This is a genomic window from Stenotrophomonas sp. 169, from assembly GCF_014621775.1.
GTDB lineage: Bacteria > Pseudomonadota > Gammaproteobacteria > Xanthomonadales > Xanthomonadaceae > Stenotrophomonas.
Map to the genome: position 1 here is coordinate 2,741,193 of NZ_CP061204.1, position 17,523 is coordinate 2,758,715.

At 63.2% G+C, this 17,523-nt stretch carries 12 protein-coding genes and 2 tRNA genes; 2 read left to right on the forward strand and 12 right to left on the reverse strand.

Annotated features, from left to right (window positions below; translation table 11 throughout):
• Positions 1-672: a response regulator transcription factor gene (locus ICJ04_RS11990; RefSeq protein ID WP_188324466.1), complete on the reverse strand. Its 672-nt coding sequence runs from the start codon at positions 670-672 to the stop codon at positions 1-3.
• A gap of 123 nt (positions 673-795) precedes the next feature.
• Here ICJ04_RS11990 and ICJ04_RS11995 point away from each other — a divergent pair, with 123 nt between their 5' ends.
• A complete protein-coding gene (locus ICJ04_RS11995; RefSeq protein ID WP_223202875.1) occupies positions 796-1,113 on the forward strand; it encodes a hypothetical protein in 318 nt (105 codons plus the stop codon).
• A gap of 227 nt (positions 1,114-1,340) precedes the next feature.
• Here the strand turns inward: ICJ04_RS11995 and ICJ04_RS12000 are convergent.
• Together ICJ04_RS12000 and uvrB are read right to left on the reverse strand one after the other, a co-directional pair.
• Positions 1,341-1,415 (reverse strand) — tRNA-Val (locus tag ICJ04_RS12000).
• Positions 1,416-1,578: 163 nt separating this feature from the next.
• The gene (gene uvrB, locus ICJ04_RS12005) at positions 1,579-3,615 is read right to left on the reverse strand and encodes an excinuclease ABC subunit UvrB (protein ID WP_188324467.1); all 2,037 of its coding nucleotides are present in this window, start codon (positions 3,613-3,615) and stop codon (positions 1,579-1,581) included.
• A gap of 153 nt (positions 3,616-3,768) precedes the next feature.
• Between uvrB and ICJ04_RS12010 the strand changes: the two genes are divergently transcribed.
• Entirely contained in the window at positions 3,769-4,329 is a 561-nt protein-coding gene (locus ICJ04_RS12010) for a GspH/FimT family pseudopilin (RefSeq protein WP_188324468.1), read from the forward strand.
• Positions 4,330-4,365: 36 nt separating this feature from the next.
• Here ICJ04_RS12010 and ICJ04_RS12015 read toward each other — a convergent pair.
• The 9 genes from ICJ04_RS12015 to ICJ04_RS12055 form a co-directional block, all read right to left on the reverse strand.
• Positions 4,366-4,442, reverse strand: a tRNA-Asn gene (locus tag ICJ04_RS12015).
• A 54-nt stretch (positions 4,443-4,496) separates the two neighbouring features.
• A complete protein-coding gene (locus ICJ04_RS12020; RefSeq protein ID WP_275138280.1) occupies positions 4,497-4,934 on the reverse strand; it encodes a type IV pilin protein in 438 nt (145 codons plus the stop codon).
• A complete protein-coding gene (locus tag ICJ04_RS12025; RefSeq protein WP_223202876.1) occupies positions 4,931-9,616 on the reverse strand; it encodes a PilC/PilY family type IV pilus protein in 4,686 nt (1,561 codons plus the stop codon). Before ICJ04_RS12025 ends, ICJ04_RS12020 begins: the two co-directional genes overlap by 4 nt.
• Positions 9,613-10,098 (reverse strand): PilX N-terminal domain-containing pilus assembly protein, encoded by a 486-nt coding sequence (locus ICJ04_RS12030; RefSeq protein ID WP_188324469.1) that lies wholly within the window; start codon positions 10,096-10,098, stop codon positions 9,613-9,615. Before ICJ04_RS12030 ends, ICJ04_RS12025 begins: the two co-directional genes overlap by 4 nt.
• Positions 10,099-10,105: 7 nt before the next feature.
• Positions 10,106-11,263 (reverse strand): PilW family protein, encoded by a 1,158-nt coding sequence (locus ICJ04_RS12035; protein ID WP_188327318.1) that lies wholly within the window; start codon positions 11,261-11,263, stop codon positions 10,106-10,108.
• Between the two features lie 32 nt (positions 11,264-11,295).
• Positions 11,296-11,757, reverse strand: coding sequence for a type IV pilus modification protein PilV (pilV, locus tag ICJ04_RS12040; protein WP_188324470.1), 462 nt, complete (start codon positions 11,755-11,757; stop codon positions 11,296-11,298).
• Positions 11,754-12,272: a Tfp pilus assembly protein FimT/FimU gene (locus ICJ04_RS12045; RefSeq protein ID WP_188324471.1), complete on the reverse strand. Its 519-nt coding sequence runs from the start codon at positions 12,270-12,272 to the stop codon at positions 11,754-11,756. The genes pilV and ICJ04_RS12045 overlap by 4 nt, the downstream gene beginning before the upstream one ends.
• A 214-nt stretch (positions 12,273-12,486) precedes the next feature.
• On the reverse strand, positions 12,487-13,878 hold the full coding sequence (gene ppnN / locus ICJ04_RS12050) for a nucleotide 5'-monophosphate nucleosidase PpnN (RefSeq protein WP_188324472.1): 1,392 nt from the start codon (positions 13,876-13,878) through the stop codon (positions 12,487-12,489).
• Positions 13,879-14,123: 245 nt separating this feature from the next.
• Positions 14,124-17,318: a TonB-dependent receptor gene (locus ICJ04_RS12055; protein ID WP_188327319.1), complete on the reverse strand. Its 3,195-nt coding sequence runs from the start codon at positions 17,316-17,318 to the stop codon at positions 14,124-14,126.
• Positions 17,319-17,523 lie beyond the last annotated feature (205 nt).

Here is a 17,523-nt window from a genome sequence, read left to right on the forward strand (position 1 = left end):
TCATACCTCGGCCAACAGGTAACCCACGCCGCGGATCACATGGATTTCCACGCGCGCCCCCGCCTGCTGCAGCGCCTTGCGCAACTTGGAGATATGCGCGTCCAGTGCGTTGGACTGGATGTCATCGTCAAAGCCGTACACCGCCTCTTCCAGCGCGCTGCGCGTGACCGTGCGCCCTTGGCGCAGGGCCAGGGCCTGCAGCACCAGCACCTGCCTGCGCGGCAAGGGAAGCGTATGGCCTTCCACGTCGGCCTGCAGGGATTCGAAATCGAAGGTCAGGTTGGCCAGCCTCAGCACCGGCGCCACCATCTCGCTCGGTCGCCGCGCAACAGCGCGTATGCGCGCCATCAGCTCCTCAATGGCAACCGGCTTGACGAGGTAATCGTCCGCGCCCACGTCCAGGCCTTCCACCTTGTCGCTGAGACTGCCTTTCGCGGTGAGCATGATGACCGGGATGTTGGGACGCAGGGCGCGCGCCACCGCGACGAAATCCGCACCGTCACCGTCGGGCAACTGGCGGTCCAGCAGCACCAGTTGGTGCACCGGCTCGCGCAGCGCGGCCGTCGCGGCGGCCAACGTATCCACGGCATCGGCGACCACGCCCTGCCGTTCCAGCCCTGACTGCAGCGCACGGGACAGATCAGGGTCGTCTTCAACCAGCAGGATGCGCATGGGGAACCGGTAGGCCAGGGAGGAACAGCGTGGATGATAAGCCCCCCGGCCGCCGCGCAATGTTCCGACAATGTTGATGTCGCATCGTGCACGGACCGCTTCTGTATCGAGCCGAACGACGCCATGGATGCCTCCCCCTCCCCGGCCAGCCCTGCGCCCGCCCTGCTCTCTCCTCCTCACGATCCGCGGGTCGTGCTGATGGCTCCGGACCTGGACAGCGCCGAACGCGCGTACCTGGGCCTGCTGCCGGATCGCGACCACGTGGATGCGCTTGCCCGCCATGCCATCAGCCATGCGCGCAACACACCCGGTAGCGGCTATGCGTTGTCGCTGACGCTGGTCGGCATGCGCCTGCAGGAATTCAAGATGGGCGAAGCGTGCGCGACAACCTGTCGGCAGGATTCACTGCACAGCTTGCGCCAGGCGTTTGCTGCGGGGTGAGGTCCATGCGGTTGGAAGGTTTTCGAGAAGCAAAGACGCTTTGATCCTAGTGCGGGACTTGCCTCATGCGCGCGCATCGCGCAGGCCGCTTGGAAGTTCCGAAGCTTGACGGCCAGCGGCCGTCACTACCGGATGCGGGCGACCTGTCGAGACTCACTCCAGGAATCCACGCAAACAAAAAAGCCAGCGCAATGGCTGGCTTTTTTCGTTATCCACTTCGTTGGAAGTGGTGGGCGGTACAGGGTTCGAACCTGTGACCCCTACCATGTCAAGGTAGTGCTCTACCGCTGAGCTAACCGCCCGTTTGTTGCGTCCTGACCCGTTGCGATTGCGTCGGGGCAGGCCGCGTATATTACGGAGGAGACCGGGGTTGTGCAACACTTTTGTGAAGAATCTTCGAAAGAGAGGATTGCGCGCGCTTTCGGGGATTCCGCCGAGCGTGGCCAGGCGCTACGCGTGCCCGCTTCAGGCCAGGCTGGCTTCTTTCAGGCGCTTGATGAGGTCGCGCACGCGGCCGGCCTCCTCGAACTCCAGGTCCTTGGCGTGCTGGTACATCCGCTGTTCCAGTGCCTTCATCCGCGTTGCCACCTGGGATGGCGACAGCGTGGCGTAATCGGCACCCTCCTCCGCCAGCTCCACCGCACCGATCTTTCCGGCCTTGCCCTTCCCCTTCCGCGATCCCTTGTCGTAGGGGTCAGAGCGCGCGCCCTCCAGCACGTCCACAATCGGGCGGGCGACTGACTTGGGCACGATGCCGTGCTCTTCGTTGTACTCGACCTGCTTGGCCCGGCGCCGGTCGGTCTCATCGATCGCCGCCTGCATCGACCGCGTCATCCGGTCCGCATACAGGATCGCTTTGCCGCGCACGTTGCGTGCCGCGCGGCCGATGGTCTGGATCAGCGAACCGGTTGAGCGCAGGAAACCTTCCTTGTCCGCATCCAGGATCGCCACCAACGACACCTCCGGCATGTCCAGACCTTCGCGCAGCAGGTTGATGCCCACCAGCACGTCGAACTTGCCCAGCCGCAGGTCGCGGATGATCTCCACCCGCTCCACGGTCTCGATGTCTGAATGCAGGTAACGCACGCGGATGCCGTGCTCGCTCAGGTACTCGGTGAGGTTCTCGGCCATGCGCTTGGTCAGGGTGGTGACCAGCACGCGGTCGCCCATCTTGATCCGTTCGTTGGCCTCGCTCATCAGGTCGTCCACCTGCGTGCCGACGGGGCGGATTTCCACGATCGGATCGATCAGGCCGGTCGGGCGCACCACCAGCTCCGCCATGTCCTCGCCTGCTTCGCGGTATTCATACGGACCGGGCGTGGCCGACACGTAGATCGCACGCGGGCAACGCTGTTCCCATTCCTCGAAACGCAGCGGCCGATTGTCCAGCGCCGAGGGCAGGCGGAAACCGAATTCGACCAGCGTCTCCTTGCGCGAACGGTCGCCCTTGTACATCGCGCCGATCTGCGGAATCGTCACATGCGATTCGTCGATCACCAGCAGCGCGTCCGGCGGCAGGTAATCAAACAGGGTCGGCGGCGGCGAGCCGGCAGGCTTGCCGGTCAGGTGACGCGAGTAGTTTTCGATGCCGTTGCAGAACCCGACCTCGGCCATCATCTCGATGTCGAACTGGGTGCGCTGCGCCAGTCGCTGCGCTTCCACCAGCTTGTTCTCTGCGTACAACTGGTCCAGCCGTTCCTTCAGCTCTACCTTGATCGTCTCCACAGCGCCCAGCACCCGTTCGCGCGTGGTGGCGTAGTGGGTCTTCGGGTACACGGTGAAGCGCATCATGTTGCGCAGTGTTTCGCCGGTCAGCGGGTCGAACAGCGTGATCTTTTCCACTTCACCATCGAACAACTCGATGCGCAGGGCTTCGCTGTCCGACTCGGCCGGGAACACGTCGATCACCTCGCCGCGCACACGGAACGTACCGCGATGCAGCTCGTACTCGTTGCGCGTGTACTGCAACTGCGTCAGGTGGTTGATCAGGTCGCGCTGGTCGATCCGCTCGCCCTTGGACAGGATCAAGCGCAGCGACAGGTAATCTTCGGGCGCACCGAGGCCGTAGATGGCCGACACGGTCGCCACCACCAGCGCATCCGGGCGCGACAGCAGGGTCTTGGTCGCGGCCAGGCGCATCTGCTCGATATGCTCGTTGATCGAACTGTCCTTCTCGATGAAGGTGTCCGACGAGGGCACGTAGGCCTCGGGCTGGTAGTAGTCGTAGTAGCTGACGAAGTACTCCACCGCGTTGTGCGGGAAAAACGCCTTGAACTCACCGTACAACTGCGCGGCCAGCGTCTTGTTCGGCGCCATGATCAGCGTCGGCTTCTGGATGCGGTCGATGACGTTGGCGATGGTGTACGTCTTGCCCGAGCCGGTCACGCCCAGCAGGGTCTGCTTGGCCACGCCGGCTTCGAAGTTGCTGGTCAGCTTCTCGATCGCGTTCGGCTGGTCGCCAGCCGGCGAATACGGCGATACGAGTTGGAAACGGTCGCTCATGGGGCTGCCGGGTCAGGGGGGACCAGTATAGCGGGGGGGTTGGTGACGGTCGGTTGAGGGGATGCCGGAGGCCTCTGGGCCGGATCAGCCGACGGCCTGTGCCGCGCAGGGGGGCGATGCTGGGCCCAGCCACACCCCAACCGGAGACCTCCGATGCCCCGGCCCCGACGCACCGCAGGATCTGCCTCCGGACTCACGCTGCTGGAAATGCTGATCGTTGTCGCCCTGTTGGCGATCAGTTGTTTCCTAGCAGTACCCGGATTCATCAAGATGCTGGACGACCAACGTGCCGACGCCCTGCGCATGCAGTTGATGTCCGTGCTGGCCAGCGCACGAAACACCGCGATCACGCGCCGACGTTATGTCGAAGTGTGCCCCAGCAGCGACGGGGTGACCTGCGGAGAACAATGGGCGCACGGCTGGCTGCTGTATGTCGTCGAATCATCTAAAACGCCACGGCGCCGGCCCAGCGTGCCGATCCTGCTGGTGGAGCAGCGTCCGCGCAGTGCCCTGCAGGTCCATCACGACAACTCGCGTCCTGCGTTCAGATTCAGGCCGGACGGAAGAAGCGGCGGGCTCAACCAGACACTGAGCATCTGCGTCGGCGACCGCACTACCAGCAAGATTGTCGTCAGCATCCCCGGGCGCTTGCGCGGCCATCGGGTGCATACACGATGGCCCCTGCCGTGCGGCATGAAGGAGCCAAAAGAATAGCAAAAAGCCGCGATTTCTCGCGGCTTTTCGTGAAACTGGCGCCCGAAGTTGGACTCGAACCAACGACCCCCTGATTAACAGTCAAGTGCTCTAACCGGCTGAGCTATTCGGGCGGGGAGCGCATTCTAGCCAACATCGCGGGAGCAGTGCAACCCCCTGAACAAGGCCTACCAGCAACCTTCCACCGTGGCGTTGTTCGGCGTTTTCCGCCCCGCCTGGTCCAAGGTAAGCGTGCCGCACTTATCCTTGTCCTGGCCGGTGCCCGGTACAGCCTGCAGCTTGAAGGCCGATGCACTGGGGTTGCCGCTGTAAGACAGTGTGTAACGTGAGGTCCCATCCCGGGGAGACTGGGTAATCGGCAGCGTCAGTCCCGCGTACGTGTTCTGCACGGTGTGATGGCGCTCCAACTGCTGGGCCAGTTCCACCAGATCGGCTTTTGCCTGGGCACGGCGCGATTTACGCACATGGTCGTTGTAGGACGGAAAAGCAACTGCCGCCAGGATCGCGACCACCGCCACCACGATCATCAGTTCAATCAGGGTGAAGCCCACGGCGTGCCTGCCAAGGGAACGCCTGTTTCCATTTCGCATCGTCACTGCCCTCATCGGATCTGCCGCCATGACTGTCTGCCACACGGACGCGGCATGTAAAGACCATCCGCGCCCGGCGCACGCAGCACGAAGGTGCACTTCTCACGATTGATGCGTTCATCCACGCTGCAGCCCGGATCTCCGGGCTTGCAACCCGTGAGCGCTGCCGGTGGCGGTGGCACGAAGATACTCGTGTCACGTACCGGCGGACCCTTGCTCAGATCGCCCCCCTTGGTCAGTGCAATGCCGCCACAGTCGCCGGTACACACCGGAGCTCCACTGCGATCCGGGCTCAGTCCCGACATGGACCCTGCGCCGGTCAGCAGGTTCAGACCGTACAGCCAATTGACACCGCCGCCGCTACCGCAGATCGATGTACCGGGCACATACGCCGCAAAGAAGACGATGCCGTTCTGGATATTGGGATTACCCACGAAGCGCTCGCCCTCCACGGACGTGCCCACCATCAGATCGACATACCAGCCGCGTTTCGTCGTATAGCTGACTGCGTTACGGCTGACAGTGCGGACGGCGTAACCGCTGCTATTCGCTGCCGAGCCAATGGTCTGTGCCACCAGTTGGCTGCGTCCCGTCACCGACGTCTTCAGATCATCCCAGATGCCATACAGCGACTGCACCGGCGATGCCGAACTGACCTGATTGTCATCCGCAGCAAAGTACTGGCCGGTTCCGAAGAACAGGCTGACCCCCCCACCAGGGCCACTGCTCACTTCGATACCGCCGGTGATGGGCTGCTTCGCATTGTCGCGCACCGCCGAGAACAGTGGCTTGCCACTCAACGCAATGCTCCAGTTCTCAGGGTTGGCATCGGAGAGATCGTACTTCCACAGATTTCCCTGCATGTCTCCGCCGTAGACGGTGTCGGTGATGCCATCGCTGTTCTTCAACGCCACTGGGGCGATGTTGATCAATCCATTGCGCCCGGTGTAAGCCGCCTCCGACGAGGTCAAGCGCTTCAGCACCTTGCCGGTCGCAATATCGACGGCGAAGAGCACTGCCCTGCCGCTGGTGGAATTGACCCCGTTGCCGAACAGCGCGACGAAGCGCGGAGGGCCGCCGGATGTTGCTGCGGTGACCGGAACCACGACCGGCTTGCCGAGCACGAAGCCCATGTCCGATTCCGTCTTGCCGGAGACTTCCCACAGCACACTGGACGCATCAAACCCAGTCGGGTTGGTCACGTTGAGGCCGAATACCGACCCATTGCCGATGGTCGCCGCATTGGGCGCCTTGCTCGAACCACCGCCACCGGTGCTGCCCACCAGCACCGTGCGCCATGCATTACCGTAGTAAACGTCAGCCGATGTCAGCGAACCATCTACGTAATAGCGGTGCCCGTAGGCCGGGTTCGCCAGTTCGGCAATGTGTTGCAGCGAAGCGGATGGGATGAACGCAAGCTCTTCGTTACCCGCAGCACTGCCCGTAGACGCATTGAAACCGTGCAACATGCCGTCGTTCGCACCGACGTACACCATCGTCGGTGCGCCACCCGTGCCGCGCTTGGTGGTGAGGTACGTCGCGTAGGCAGCCCCCATGGTTCGCTTCCATGAGGTCGTGCTCTGTGACCAGGAAGCGTAGCCATAATCGTCCCGGTTGGACACGATCTCGGTCGAGGAATTGACGATGTCGCCAAGCGGCGATGTCCGTGTCCGCAGGCCACTGATTGGCGTGCCCCGCAGATACGAGACCAGGTTGTCCACGCTGCGCGAGCCGAACCAACTCGGGATCGAACTGCTGAAGCCCATCGCCGAGAGTTTTGCTGGGCGATCAGCACCGGGGACATTGGTCGAAGTGAACTCTGCCGCAGCGACCGCCTTGACCTCGCCCGCCGTGCTCGTGCTGGTCGGCGCCGTGGCCATGTAGATGCGCCGGGTGGAGCCGGAAATCCGGCTCGACGCGCGCCACAGCTCCGCACCATCGGTTCCGTCGGACGTGACCGCGGTGCCTACGACGTCGCCGGTCCAATCATTCGAACCTTCCGGCACCTTGAAGTTGGAGCTGACCGTGAAGGATCCCGTGGTGATACGGGCACCGCTGCCGCTGCCGCCTACGGGCGCATCACCCGCAGCAGCACTATCGAAGATCGCTTCGAGCGCCTCTTTCAACTTGGTCGGATTACGGGCCAGGAAGTAGTTGTCCGGCACGCCCGCCTTTTTGCTGTCCCACTTCTTGCCACCCGCCGGCACACCGTACTTGGCCGCATACCACAGCGGGCTTTCCAGCTGTTCGGCTGCGCCTGTAGACAGCTTGTATTTGATGACTACTGGCTTGTCCCAGGTGCTGGGAAAATTATTGTTGGACGTCAGCACCGAGTCATTCTGGTTGCCCGGGCGCAGCGCGAGACGCTGCACCGTGTTGGGCGAATTGGAGCCGGTGATGGTGTAGCCCGACAGCATCGCGTTGCCGGCATAGGCGGACAGGTTCTCGATGCGGATCATGACTTCGTCCGCCGCAACCGTGCCGCGCACTGTACTGCCGACGTTGTTGTTGTCTCCGTTACAGACCGCCGTATTGGTGTTGGCCGCGCTGTAGCTTTTTGCTGCACGCGAGTCTGCACGCCAGCAGATGTTGTTGTGGCCGGTTGCCTCACCGCAGCTGGCGCCAACGCAGTAGCTCAGCATCGCCACGACGTCGTTGTCGTGGTCATTGCCCCAGAGAGAATCCTCCCACACCAGCGAGAAGCTGCCCGCGGTGCCGTCAGCCTTGTAGGGTCGCCCGTACACGTTCGCCTGCGAGGTCGTGGACACCTTGGTGCCGATTCCGACCGCGCCGAGGAAGCAGCTGCGCCAGCCGTTGGAGGCTGCTGTCGCATTGCCGCCGTTGTTGGCTTGGCACAGAGGGGAAATGCCGATCTTGCCGCCGCCGACATTGATCTCGAACTTGGGCAGGTTTTCGGCCATGGCCACCGTATAGGTGGTCGCGGTCACCTTGTAGCCCGCTGGCTTGTTCTGCACCCCGGGGCGCAGATCCGTCTCGGCCGCCGCCTTCGCCAGCCCGGCCAGCATGTAGCTGCCCTCCATCGAGGGGATGTCCGGGCAGATGCCGCGCATGTTGCTGAGATTGCCGACCGTTCGGCCCTGGCAGATATCCTCATGCGTATTCAACGACTCGTAACGCGGCGTCGCCGTGTTGCGGCCAGCCATGAAGGACTTGCCGACAATTCCTTCTGCCGTGCCGACCGCATCGGTCGCCGCCGTTGCCGCAGCGAGATTGGCGACGGAGCCGATATTGTCACTATCGAACGACGGCAGGCCCGAAGACATCACCAGGATGTTACAGGTCGCGCAATACGAGTTGCCGCCGTTTGCCGGCTGACGGTAGGGGTCGGCCCATTTCACGCCGGTCGGCAATCCAGCCAGATCACCGAGATCGCCGTACAACGGCGTGCCTGCAGTAACGTAACGCAACGCCTCGGCGTACATCTCAGCCAACGGGTTACCCCAGGCACTGCACTTCTGGCCGCCAGTGCCTGGATCGGCCAAGTTGCCGTTGCCGTTCTGGCCCTGGCGATTCAGGATCCCGTAGGTATTGCAGTCGTTCCAGTTGCTGCTGCCGTTCCACTGGTTGATCTTGAAGCTCGAGATCGTGTTGATCACCCCCTCTGCCGCCGCCGTCGCACCGGGCTTGAGGTAACAGAACTGACCGGTAGACAGATCGATTTCATCGCCAGTTGCGCAGAACGTGCTCGCGTTACCGGCGATCTTGCCGATGTTGCGACGCAGGGTTCCGCCATCACGTGGATTGACGTAGGTACCGGTGACCAGGCCGAAGCGCAGTCGACCACTCTCACCATACGTCTGCAGCACGCCGCTCGGCTTGTACCGATCAGTATTGCCATCGTTGTACTTGCGGCAGTTGCTCTCACGGATCGCATTCGCGCTCGAATCGCATACTTCCACGCGAACAGCATAGGTCGTCGCGCTGCGCGGAACGTCGGATGACCCTTCGCCCGAGCGGCCCACGCCGCACTGGTAGCCCGCCGTGGACGCCCACTCCGACCAGTTGCCCGCCGCCACCAGCATCAGCGGGGGATTGGTCGCGGTGCCGGCACCCAGCGTCGCATTGCAGAAGGATTGCGTGCCCGTCAGCGGCGCGAAGTTGCCGATGTCCGATCCGCTGTAGACCTTCACCCAGGAGTGAAGGTCATTGGGAATCTGTGCCCGCTCGATGACCGTCTTGGTCAGCGTATCGGTTGACCGCTGGCCGCCGTACAGAACGCCGCGCATGACGTCCAGGCGGCTCATCGCGATCCAGTTCAGGAAGTTGCCGGACCAGCGTCCCGAACAGGTATGGCCATTGGTGCCACCCGCGTTGCCCGTCGCTTTGAAGACGCCATCGTTGCCAGTGGCGCTGGGCGCATAGCAGAGCTTCGGATCGAAATAGCCGCCGTACTCGAAGGTATCCAGATACGTGGTATCCAGCGTACCGTCTTCATTGAGATCGCTGTAGTCGCTGTAGGCCGCGTTGAACAGCTGCTCGTCGCGCGACATCACCATCATCATCAGCGGCGGCTGCGTCTGCTTGCTGTACAGCGGTTCCTGGGCGACGTCGTAGTCACCGACAGCCGCGCGCAGCGGCACCACCAGCGCGGCAATACCCGCAAGCAAGGCCAGCCCCAGCCCGATGCGGGCAATGCGGGAGGGAGAAAAACCGGGGAAGCGACGGTCACTGTTCATGGGATGAAGATCGTGTCGATGACGGCGCTGGCCGCGGCATTGGTCGGGTCGTCACTGGCCAGGGCCGTGACCTGATAGATGTTGCCGGTCTCTTCGCTCTGTCGCGTACCCACGCGGCGACTGGAGGCCGCAAAGCATTTGTCGATCCGACGGGTATAACTGGACGTGGTGGCGGTGACGCCGTTTGACCAGGTCAGCGGGTCGTAGCTTGGGCTGCACTCTTCCTGCGTAGCGACGAAGACTTCGCCACCGGCGACCTTCGTCTCGATGTTCTGTTCCATCCCGCGTGCGTCGGCCTCCGCGTTCTGGAACGCCTGATTGGTGCGCAGGTAGTTGGCCGACATACGTTCCTGCATGCCCGTTACCTGCATGCCGGCAATACCGATCAGCGCCAACAGGATCAACATGATGAGCGCGACATACAGCACGGCACCGCGCTGTTGACGGGGTGGCGGACCAAAGCGATACGGGGAAGCGGGCATGGAAACCTCAGTTGCCGTACAGGCGGTTACGCAAGGCGATGGTTGTCTGGTAGACCGAACGCATCCGTCCATCATTCGGCGCGGTGTACGTCACACCCAGCGAGGTCAGAGCAGCGGCGTCGCCCGTGGTCCGTTTCGCAGCCGCCGGGTCCGGACTGGACACCAGCAGACCCAGCTGCACGGCTCCGACGCGTCGCCACGCCTGAGCCTTGTCGGTCAGTGACGCTTCGACGTCCAGCGCGGTCCCTTGACGATCAATGAAGCCCGTCGGCGCTGTTGCGTCGAGCTGACGATCCTGTCCGTATAGCAACTGCATGTTCTCAACACCTTCGACCAAGGCTTCAGGCGCCTGGGCCGCCAGTCCACCGCCCGGCTTTGCGGTGAAGCGCACCCGGTAGAGCTGTGACTGCTTCGACGTGGCATCGTAGCCGACGTAGAAAACAACGCTCTCCGCGCGATACAGGCTGGCCTGACCGGTGGTGTACAGACTGCTGAAAACGGAGGTGTTGTTCGGCGCGGTGTCGAACGTCACGCTGCCACCGTTATCGACGGCACTGGCCTGGAAGACGGTGGCAGATAGACAGTCAGCCACCCCGAAAAGACCGGGCTCGGAGACGCCGCTCTGCAGCACCGCGAGTCGTGACGCCTCGAAATTGAAGATGGGTTTGGCCGGCGTACCCGCGATCAGACTGACCGGCACGCCTTCAGGCATCAGGTAGCGCAAGGCGACGATGTCGCTGCCATTGACCCGGTTGGTCAATGCCGCCGCGTACTGCGTAGGCAACGCGGGGCTGTATGCCGTGCCTCCGGTCGCGGGCGTTGCGGGCAGGGTCAGGGTTTTGCCAGGACCGGTGTCGGTGGCTTCATAGCCCTGGATGGACCTGCTGAAGTCCAGCGCCGGGTGCGTGGTAGCCAGGGTGGAGTTCAGTGATGCGGGTGTCTGCAGGCCGTGTGCCTGGTCGTTGACGCAGCCGAAGTGACCGGCCATGCGCAGCTCGCGCTGAAGGGAATCCATCGCAAACCGGCTGTTCTCCTGCACGCGGGCCAGGCCTTCGGACAACTGGTAGGCCGAGCGCGACGCGGCGAATACCTGGATCACGGCAAGCATCACGACCAGGCCAATGACCATGGCGATCATCAGCTCGACCAACGACACGCCCGCCATGCGGGAAGGCGACGAACGGGTACATGAAGGGCTCACAGACGGGTCCTCGCCGTAAATGTCGTATCGGCGGCACTTTCATTCCAGCGCTCGTCACCCCATGTCACGTTCACCGTTACGACCCCGTTGTTGCTGGCCACCGTCGCTGTCGCGTTTTCACCCAGCGCCTTACCGAGACGACACTTCCAGTCACTCATGAAGCTGTCCTTGCTGATGTCCTTGCCCGTGGGAGGATTGCAGTTGGTCGTGGTGGCGGTGTAACTGCCGACGAACGTGTCGGCAGCCACCCGGTTGATCCGGATCTGATCGAGCAGTTCGTAACTGAGATTGGTTGCCTGGGTCCGGTAGTTCGCGCTTTGGACGTAACGCACATTCATCGTCTGCAGAAGCGCGAAGCCGAGCAGACCGAAGCCCAGGATCAGGATGGCGATCATGACCTCGATCAGGCTGAAGCCGCCCGCCTGGCGTCGTCCGCCACTGCAATTCCGAGGGCTCATGCGCATGCCTCCTTGTGAAGCCGAACTTGGCCTGTAGCCGAGATGGTGAGGCGCCGCTGGACCGGCTGGCCAGCGCACTCCTGCGGCCTCAGCGTGATGTCTTTCGCTGCATTGGCACGGCTGCGGCCGCGGCCATCGAAGGAGAACGAAAGGTCCTGATCACTCACGCCCGTCAGCGTGGGGCGGCCCTCCGAGAAACGAAGGATCGGCTCGCCGGCATCGAAGCTGCCATTGCGGTTGGTATCGCCCCAGACCATCCAGCCACCGGCCCAGCTCGTGCCATTGCACGACGCGCCTGCAGTGGACGCGCAGATTCCGGCACCGCGGGTGTTCTTAACCGCCTCGGAGCGGGCCAGCGCCATCGAAGCAATCAGCTCGTTGGCCGTAGTCGCCATGCGGTTGGAACGGAGGGTCGATTGAAAGCTCGGGAAAGCAATCGCGGCCATGATCGCCATCACTGAGATCGTGACCATCAATTCCAGCAGCGTGAAGCCCTTGATGCGGCGTAAAGACATGGAACGCTCCCCAGCGTGATGGCTGCACGATGGGCCCCGTGCCTGCCGCGCGCAAGCGGCGGCAGGACGAACGGTCATTCCGGGCGATGGGCGTCAAAAGATCGGCACCACGGGCCCCTGGTCGCGCCGAGCCACGCTCGGCGAGCGCAGCGGCAACCTCCGCGGGGCCGGAACCCATCCGCATCACGGACGGGATCCGCCCCCTACCCTGCCCTCAGGTCACGACCTGGTAGCAGGGCTTGTACTCACCGGAGATCTTCATCCGGCGCTGGTCGACGAACGCGCGCAGCAGCGCGTCCAGGGCCTGCATCATGTCGGCGTCGCCATGGATCTGGAACGGGCCGAACTCCTCGATGCGGCGCATGCCGTCTTCTTTCACGTTGCCGGCGACGATGCCGGAGAACGCGCGCCGTAGGTCGGCCGCCAGGGCATGCGGCGCCCGGCCGTGGTGCAGGTCCAGGCCGGCCATCGCCTCATGCGTGGGCACGAACGGCTGCTGGTAGTCCCACGGGATCTCGATGGACCAGTTGAAGAAGAACGAATCCTTCTGCGCCAGGCGGTGCTCACGCACCTGCTTGATGCCAGCCGACATGCGCCGTGCCACCGCCGATGGATCGCCGATGATGATCTCGTAGCGCTCCGCCGCCGCATCGCCCAGGGTCAGGCGGATGAAGCGATCGATCTGCTCGAAATACGGCGCGGCCATCGCCGGGCCGGTCAGGATGAGCGGGAACGGCAGATCCTTGTTTTCCTCACGCAGCAGGATGCCCAGCAGGTACAGGATCTCTTCGGCCGTGCCGACGCCGCCGGCGAACACGATGATGCCGTGGCCGATGCGGACGAACGCTTCCAGCCGCTTTTCGATATCCGGCATGATCACCAGATGGTTGACGATCGGATTCGGCGACTCGGCGGCGATGATGCCCGGCTCGGTCAGGCCGATGTAGCGCGTCACGCTACGGCGCTGCTTGGCGTGGGCGATGGTGGCGCCCTTCATCGGGCCCTTCATCGCGCCCGGGCCGCAGCCGGTGCAGATGTCCAGGCCACGCAGGCCCAGCTCATAGCCGACCTGCTTGGTATACAGGTACTCGTCACGCCCGATCGAATGGCCGCCCCAGCAGACCACCAGGTTCGGGTCGCCCGGATTGAGGATGCGCGCATTGCGCAGCAGCCCGAATACGGCGTTGGTGATGCCATCGGATGATTCCAGCTCGGCCGCGTAGGCCGGGCCCATCTCGATGGCCATGTACGCCAGGTCCCGCACCACGGCGAACAGCAGCTCGGCGACGCCGCGGATGATCTCGCCATCGACGAAGGCCATCGCCGGCGCATTGGCCAGGTCGATGCGCACGCCGCGGTCCTGCTGCGCCACCTGGATATCGAAATCCGGGTACAGATCACGCGCCGCGCGCGGATCGTCCGAGGCGCTGCCACTGGTCAGCACGGCCAGCGCGCAACGGCGCAACAGCTCATGCATGCCACCGATGGAGGCATCGCGCAGGCGCGCCACTTCGGCGCGCGACAGCACATCCAGCCCACCGCGCGGGTAGATCCGCGCGTCCTGCACCGGCAGCGTACGTGCCGGCGTTTCACTCTTTGTGGTCATGTCCAACGTTTCGCTTCCTCAAGGTTTCCGACTTTAGCGCTGCCCCCTTAAAAAGCAAAACGGCCGGGAAACCCGACCGTTGGATAGGCGTCGCCAGCGTCCCCGGAGGTCGCGGCAGCGGCTTTCACCGCATACGTGGGTCGATGCTACGCCTGCGCGGAGGGCTCCACAAGCCCTGCCGCCGACAAAAGAAAACGGCCGGGTTGCCCCGGCCGTTCTCCGTTACAGCAGGTACACGCTACCGCTTAGAACTGGTAACGGAAGCCCAACTGCAGCGACCACTGCGAGACACCGACGTCGAAGCCGTCGGCATCCGCGTTGGCAACCGTCGGCGCATCGGCGCTGCGGTAGTTGTACACGTACTTGCCCTGGTACATGCCCTGCAGGGTGGCCACACGAGCGTCGGCGAAGAAGCCGTAGTCGTAGATGTTGCCCCAATCCTTGTTCAGCAGATTGCCAACGTTCTGCACGTCCAGCCAGATTTCAGACTTGTGCCCCTTCATGAAGCCCGGCAGCTGCTGGCTGACACGGATGTCGAAGGTGTTGATCCAGCCAGTGCGGAACTCATTGGCACCCGGCGAGCTGCCGGCGTACTTGGCCAGTTCCGGGTTGGCAGCCAGCCAATCGAAGAAGCTCTTCTCCATGGCCGCATCGGCAGCGAACGCGCCGGTGCTGGAGAGCGTGCCAAACAGCACATCGCCCGGGCCCTTCGGCACGTAGAACAGGTCGTTGGCGCTGCGGTTGTCGCCGTTGGCGTCGTTGACGAACACGTAGCTGTACGGGCGGCCGCTGCGGCCTTCGTACACCAGACCAACCTTGGTTTCGTAGTCACCGAAGAACTTGTGCTTCCAGTTCAGCGAGCCCGACAGGCGGTCGCGGATCTGGTAGCGCGAGGTGTTCTCGACCGGGGTATTGGCATCGAAGGCGTACTGGTAACCCCAACCCGAGCTGGCGGTGGAGCTGGTCAGCGAACCGACTTCGGTCGCATCGGTGTAGGTGTAGCCGATGTTCCAGGACCAGTCGCTGGCATCGCTCCACGGCTTGGACAGCGACGCGGTGAACTGCGAGGTGCGGCCCTTGTCGGTGTTGTCGATCAGGTAGACGTTGTTGTAAGCCCGGTTGCGCGAGACACGGCTGTCGTTGTCGGTCCAGGCGCCGACCTTCGAGGCGCTGTAGAAGATATCGCGACCATCCGGACCCTGGTACTGGATCGGGCCCAGGTTGAGGTTCTGGTAGTACAGGCCATCCTTGACCTTGGTGACCAGCAGCTCGGCCGAAGCCACGATGCCGTACCACGGGGTTTCATGATCCAGGGCCAGATTGGCCTTGTAGATCGACGGCATCTTGAAGTCGTTGCCGACGAAGTTGACGTTCTGGATCGCCGAGCCCGGCGCGGTCGGGACCGGCTGGGTGTCCTTGTTCGCGTTGAACTTCAGCGCATCGTTGTACGCGGCGCTGTTCAGGCTGTAGACGTTGGTGTTGAAACCAGTCGCCGAGTAGCTGTTGCTCAGCCACACCTGCGGCGAGTCACCCTGGAACAGGCCCACGCCACCGCGCAGCTGGGTCGGGCGCTCGGTGTCGAAGGTGTAGTTGAAGCCGAAGCGCGGCTGGATCAGGAACTTGCTGTCGAACACCTTGCTGTTGTTATAGCCGAAGACGTTCGAGGCAGGTGCGTTGTAAGCCGGCGTCGGGGTGGTGTCCGGACGGTCGGCACGCAGGCCCAGCGTCAGGGTCAGGTTGTTGTTCACATACCAGGTGTCCTGCACGAACAGGGCCAGGTTGCTGTACTTGTAATCGGCGGGGATCGAGCCCGGCGTACGCTCCGGGGCGTAGTTGTAGCTGCTCCAGCGGCCGGCGGCGAAATTATCCAAACCGTAGAAGGTGTAGGTGCCAAACGAGTTGGCGCCGAAGAAGTTGTAGATATCGTTGGTATCGTACGACGCACCGAACTTGACGTCGTGGTCACCCAGGGTCAAGGTGCCGGCGCCGTAGTAGTTCCACGCCTTGGTCTGCAGGACGTTGTTCTGCGAGTTGGCTTCGGTACCCAGGTACAGCGAGTCGCCGGACGGCGCGCCCACGTTGCCACCAAAGAAGATGCGCACGCTCGGGGCATTGGTGCTCACGTTACGGATGGCCGAGTACTCGCGGTACGAAGCCTTCAGTTCGGTGGAGAAGTTGTCGGACCAGTCGCTGAACAGCTGGGCGACGTAGCTCTCGTTGGTCTTGTCGTGCTGGTACCAGTACGAGCTGAGCGAGGCAGCACTGGTGGTCATGCCGTTGATGCGCAGCTTGCTCTGGTCGATCTTGCTGTAGCGGACGCTGGCACGCTGGTTGTCGCTGATGTTCCAGTCCAGCTTCAGCGCATACTCTTCCATCGAGGTGTCGCCGTTGCTTTCCAGGCCACCGGCGTCGATGCCGTAGCCCTGCGCGATCTGCTGGGCGCGGGTCACGTCCGCCAGGCTGAACTGGCCATTGGCCTTGCCCAACGGGGTGGTCGACAGATCGGCGCCCGGGGCAGCCTGCTTGAACTTCTCGTAGTTGGCGAAGAAGAACAGCTTGTCCTGGATGATCGGACCGCCCACGGTCACGCCGTAGGTTTCTTCTTTGGTGAAGCCGTTGAACGGCTGGCCTTCCGGGTTGTCGCCGAACCAGTCACCGTCACGGTAGGTGCCGTAGACCGAACCGTGGAATTCATTGGTACCGGACTTGGTCACCGCGTTGACGGTGGCACCGGCGGCGGCAGCGATGCTGACGTCGTAGTTGGACAGGTTGATGTCCAGTGCTTCGATGGCTTCCATGGCGACCGGCTGGCGACGGGTCGGCATGTTGTTGCCTTCCAGGCCGAACGTATCGCTGGCGGACACGCCGTCGATGCTGATCGAGTTGTAGCGCGGATTCTGGCCACCGGCCGAGATCGAGCCGGAGGCGCGATCGATGAAGGTCACGCGCGGATCCAGACGCATCAGATCCTGGATGTTGCCGCCGATGGACGGCGCCATCTCGATCTGCTCTTGGCTGATGTTGGTGCCCGAGCCCATCTTGGTGGTGCTGAAGACTTCCGAGCCACCGCCCACGGCCATGACCTGGACGGCGTCCAGGTTGGTGGCGGCGAGGTCGCCGGCCAGCGTGGCGTTGATGGTGCCGGTCTGGTTCACGCCCAGATAGACGCCATCTTCAGTCTTGGTGCCTTCACCGGGCTTGGTGATCGAGATCGTGTACGGACCACCCACGCGCAGACCGCGTGCGTTGTAGCGACCAGCCGCATCGGTCGTCGCACGCGAAACGGTGCCGGACTCGGTGTGGGTGATGGTGACTTCTGCGCCTGCAACGGGCGCGCCGGCCGAGGAGACAACCTGACCGCCGACACCGGCAGAGGTGCTCTGGGCAAAGGCGGGGGCGGCGGCGAGCACGGCCATGAGGCCAAGGGTGAGCTTGGACATCCGGAGCGGGTGGTTCATCTAGGGTAGCCTCGATGCGAGTTGGCGATGGCGGAAAAAAAGCGCATCCAGACAGCCTTGCGGGAGGCTGTAAGGACATTTATCTGGGGTTCCCAACCGTGAACGGCAGCTGCCGCAACGGTTAACAATAGATTAACACGGTACGATCTGAATGTGACGGTAGTGCGACAAACGGCACGCCGACGCA